This window comes from Tardiphaga sp. (assembly GCF_025356345.1).
Taxonomy (GTDB): domain Bacteria; phylum Pseudomonadota; class Alphaproteobacteria; order Rhizobiales; family Xanthobacteraceae; genus Tardiphaga.
On the sequence record NZ_JANXTC010000166.1, the window covers coordinates 1 to 4,056 of the forward strand.

The following is a 4,056-nucleotide window of genomic DNA, read 5'->3' on the forward strand; positions in this document are numbered from 1 at the left end:
GATCTGCCAGCCTTGCCAGGAGCGCGCCTGGATGCCGACGGCCTGCAGCGCGATCGCCAGCAGGCCGGAGGTAACCTGTTCGCCGGAGGCGACGATGGCGTCGTATTCCCGCGCATCGTGCAGCGGCGAAGCGTCGGTGGCCCAGGCCACCAGTTCGTTGGTCTTGCCGGACATCGCGGAAACCACGACGGCCACGTCATGACCGGCATCGACCTCGCGCTTGACGTGAAGTGCGACGTTGCGAATGCGGTCGATGTTCGCGACGGACGTACCGCCGAATTTCATAACGAGCCGGCCCATGACGAGTGGTGCATTCCCTGACGACTGTGGGTAAAGATACCGCACGCGGCGCGTACGGCCGAAAAGCCGCGTATACCGAGCGGCGCGGGTCGGGGCAAGCCACCCCGGTTCCGCCGGACGTGAAACGGGCCAGGATCGGGCATCAGGACGGCAGATGGGGCGCTATATCGACGATATCCTGCAGCCAGGCGAGAAGGTGCTGTATTCCAGCAATCTGCACTGGGTCATTTACACCCGCGCCATGGGCGCTTGGATCTTGGCAGTCGGTCTGGTGCTACTGACCCGGACCACGCTCAACGAAAATCTAGTCTTGTTCCTGCTCGCCAGCGCCGCCGTCGTAGCGTTGGTTGGGCTTTATTGGTTCGCGGTCGCCTGGTTTCGTCGCTGGACGACCGAGACAGATGTTACCAATCTGAGGGTCATCCACAAGACCGGATTCATCACCAGGAAGACCTTCGAGATCAGCGTTGATAAGGTTGCCAGCGTCAGCGTTGATCAGAGCATCGCGGGTCGCATCTTGAACTATGGCGACGTCGACATAGAAAACATGGGCGACGACAAGCTGAAGATTGAGACCATTTCGTCGCCTCTTGCATTCCGCAGCAACATTACCGCTCGCTAGGATACGGCTTACACCCATGGCCATGCAGTCAAACATTCAAGACGCCTCGGCGCCCTCCGTTGATGCCGCCGAAGTGGCCCGATTTTCACAGCTCTCGGAAGAATGGTGGGATCCCAAGGGCAAGATGGCGCCGCTGCACAAGATCAACCCACTGCGGTTGACCTATATCCGCGACGCCGCCTGCCGCAAGTTCGAGCGTAACGTCAAAAGCCTGGGCTGTCTGTCCGGGCTGCGCATGCTGGATATCGGCTGCGGCGCCGGCTTGCTGTGCGAACCCTTTACCCGGCTCGGCGCGCAAGTTATCGGCATTGATCCCTCCGCCACCAATATCGCGGCCGCCCGGCTGCATGCCGACAGGTCGCAGCTCTCGATCGATTATCGCTGCACCACCGTTGAAGAGATGGACACCCGCGAGCGTTTCGACATTGTGCTGGCCATGGAAGTGGTTGAGCACGTCGTCGATGTCGGCGCCTTCCTCGATCGCTGCGCCCTGATGCTGAAGCCCGGCGGGCTGATGGTGGTGTCGACGCTGAACCGCAACTGGAAGAGCTTCGCGCTCGGCATCGTCGCCGCTGAATATGTGCTGCGCTGGTTGCCGCGCGGCACCCATCAGTGGAGCAAGTTCGTCACCCCCGATGAACTCGCAACCTACCTTTCCCGCAACAAGCTGGCCATTACCGAGCAGACCGGCGTGGTGTACAACCCGCTGGCGGATCGCTGGGGCATGTCGTCGGACATGGATGTGAATTACATGGTTGTCGCGGAAGCCGTCTGACGCGGGGCAATAGCTTTGATGCGTCGAGGGTTACCTCCTTCGTGGAGGCGCTAGATACCACCATCGCGAGCGTCGCGCCGCTCCAGATCGCGGGCTAGCTCTCGGTGGCATCGGCGAGAGCAATTATGCCATCACCAGATACCTGGTCGCCAACGCATCGTGCCGTCGATCTTCATCTGGTTGGTCATGACCGCCACCGGCGACTTGACTGCCGATCAGCCTGGCCGCCCCGCCAAAGGGACATTAAACGACCGGCGGCGTTGCGCGACGTCATACCCCGTCGAGAATGATGACCGTTGGCGCGTTTGGCAGCGAGCCGAGCGAGATCTTCAGCGTGCGCTCGCTGCGCACATCGATGGCGAATTGCTGGCCGATCTTCTGCATGAATTCGCCGAGCGGCGTGGCAAAGCGGTGCATTGGCAGCACCACCGAGGCGCGCAGCCGCTTGGTGATCTCGGAAACGCCGTCGAGCGACATCGTGTAGCTGCCGTCGATCGGTACCATCACGATGTCGAGCCGGCCGATCGCCGCGAACTGGCTTTCATCGAGCTTGTGATGCAGATGGCCGAGATGACCGATGCACAGGCCGGCGACTTCGAAGATGAAGATCGAATTGCCGTCCTTGATCATCTCGCTGTTGGCATCGTCGCTGTAATAGCGCCGGATATCGGTGGTGACGTTGCGGATCAGCACGTCGCCGACCCGCTCGTTGATGCTGGCGGGCTGTCCATTGTCGCCCCAGCCATGCAGCACGTGCTTGATCCCGGGATCGGGATACAGCGTGTAATGTGTGCTGTGCGCCCGGTTCATCGTGACCACGTCGGGCCGGCGGTCGCCGAGCCGGTAGACGCCGTTGTAGTCGGTGGCGATGGTCACGCCGCCCGGCGTCTCGATGTAATAGGTGGAGTGACCGGCATAGGTGATGGCGACTTCCTCCGCTTTGGCGGCGGTGCGGCGCAGGCTCACCGGGATAGCGCGCGGCGGCGCGCTGGCCATCGCCAGGCATTCACTGCCGCGCGCGGCGTTCTGGGCGGTGGCCGGTACGATCAGCGCGGCCAGTATGGCCATCATGACAACAAGGGATCGCAGCATGACGGAGGTCTCCGATGGCGCTGGAAGCCACTTTACCGCGGAATTGTTCTCTCGCAATGATCGGTCGCACCGCCTTTTTAATGGGCCGCGTCCCCGAAACACCCTTCCGCGCAAGCTCCGCATGGCCTAGTAAACGAACAAATTTTTTCGCTACCAGGCCCGTAAATCCCATGATCCGTCTCGACAACATCTCCAAACAGAATGGCCATCAGATCCTCTTCATCGAGGCCTCGGCGGCGCTTCAGCGCGGCGAGAAGATCGGCCTGGTCGGCCCCAACGGCTCCGGCAAGACGACCTTGTTCCGGATGATCACCGGCCAGGAACCGCCGGACGAGGGCCAGGTGGCGGCTGACCGCGGCATCACCATCGGCTATTTCAGCCAGGATGTCGGCGAGATGGCCGGCCGCAGCGCCGTGGTCGAGGTGATGGATGGCGCCGGCCCGGTCAGCACGGTGGCGGCGGAGCTGAAGCAGCTCGAACACGCGCTGGGCGATCCCGACCAGGCGGACGAGATGGAAAAAATCCTTGAACGCTACGGCGAAGTGCAGGCGCGTTTCGAGGAGCTCGATGGCTACGCGCTGGAAGGCCGCGCGCGCGAAGTGCTGGCAGGCCTCAGCTTCAGCCAGGAGATGATGGAGGGCGATGTCGGCGCCCTGTCCGGCGGCTGGAAGATGCGCGTGGCGCTGGCCCGCATTCTCTTGATGCGGCCGGACGTGATGCTGCTCGACGAGCCCTCCAACCATCTCGACCTCGAGAGCCTGATCTGGCTGGAAGCCTTCCTCAAGGGCTATGACGGCGCGCTGCTGATGACCTCGCATGACCGCGAGTTCATGAACCGCATCATCACCAAGGTGGTGGAAATCGACGGCGGCTCGCTGACCAGCTATGGCGGCGATTACGAATTCTACGAGGCGCAGCGCGCGCTGGCCGAGAAGCAGCAGCAGGCGCAGTTCGAGCGTCAGCAGGCGATGCTGTCCAAGGAGATAAAGTTCATCGAGCGCTTCAAGGCGCGCGCCTCGCACGCCGCGCAGGTGCAGAGCCGGGTCAAGAAACTCGACAAGATCGAGCGCGTCGAGCCGCCGAAGCGCCGCCAGGTGGTGTCGTTCGACTTCCTGCCGGCGCCGCGCTCCGGCGACGATGTCGTCAGCCTGAAGAATGTCCACAAGGGCTATGGCAGCAAGACCATCTATGAGGGGCTCGATTTCATGGTCGGCCGCAAGGAGCGCTGGGCCGTGATGGGCATCAATGGCGCCGGCAAGTCGACGCT

Annotated in this window: 4 protein-coding genes and 1 pseudogene; 3 read left to right on the top strand and 2 right to left on the bottom strand. The window is 62.5% G+C overall.

Going from position 1 to position 4,056, the window contains the following annotated elements; genetic code table 11:
* Positions 1–300: pseudogene (locus Q0S16_RS09735) on the bottom strand (aspartate kinase); the annotation flags it as partial.
* A gap of 154 nt (positions 301–454) precedes the next feature.
* Here Q0S16_RS09735 and Q0S16_RS09740 point away from each other — a divergent pair.
* Together Q0S16_RS09740 and ubiG are read left to right on the top strand one after the other, a co-directional pair.
* On the top strand, positions 455–922 hold the full coding sequence (locus Q0S16_RS09740) for a PH domain-containing protein (RefSeq protein WP_295847581.1): 468 nt from the start codon (positions 455–457) through the stop codon (positions 920–922).
* Positions 923–938: 16 nt separating this feature from the next.
* Complete coding sequence (gene ubiG, locus Q0S16_RS09745) at positions 939–1,697, top strand: bifunctional 2-polyprenyl-6-hydroxyphenol methylase/3-demethylubiquinol 3-O-methyltransferase UbiG (protein ID WP_295847583.1); 759 nt, start codon at positions 939–941, stop codon at positions 1,695–1,697.
* A 270-nt stretch (positions 1,698–1,967) separates the two neighbouring features.
* On the opposite strand, the gene Q0S16_RS09750 is transcribed toward ubiG, so the two are convergent.
* Positions 1,968–2,789: an MBL fold metallo-hydrolase gene (locus Q0S16_RS09750; RefSeq protein WP_295847585.1), complete on the bottom strand. Its 822-nt coding sequence runs from the start codon at positions 2,787–2,789 to the stop codon at positions 1,968–1,970.
* A 170-nt stretch (positions 2,790–2,959) separates the two neighbouring features.
* Between Q0S16_RS09750 and Q0S16_RS09755 the strand changes: the two genes are divergently transcribed.
* Positions 2,960–4,056, top strand: a 1,097-nt coding sequence (locus Q0S16_RS09755) for an ABC-F family ATP-binding cassette domain-containing protein (protein WP_295847586.1), incomplete at its 3' end; no start/stop codon positions are given.

Excerpts from the sequence above, each read along its gene's own strand:
- Q0S16_RS09740 (WP_295847581.1), top strand. The coding sequence starts at position 455 with ATGGGGCGCTATATCGACGATATCCTGCAGCCAGGCGAGAAGGTGCTG.
- ubiG (WP_295847583.1), top strand. The coding sequence starts at position 939 with ATGGCCATGCAGTCAAACATTCAAGACGCCTCGGCGCCCTCCGTTGAT.
- Q0S16_RS09750 (WP_295847585.1), bottom strand. The coding sequence starts at position 2,789 with ATGCTGCGATCCCTTGTTGTCATGATGGCCATACTGGCCGCGCTGATC.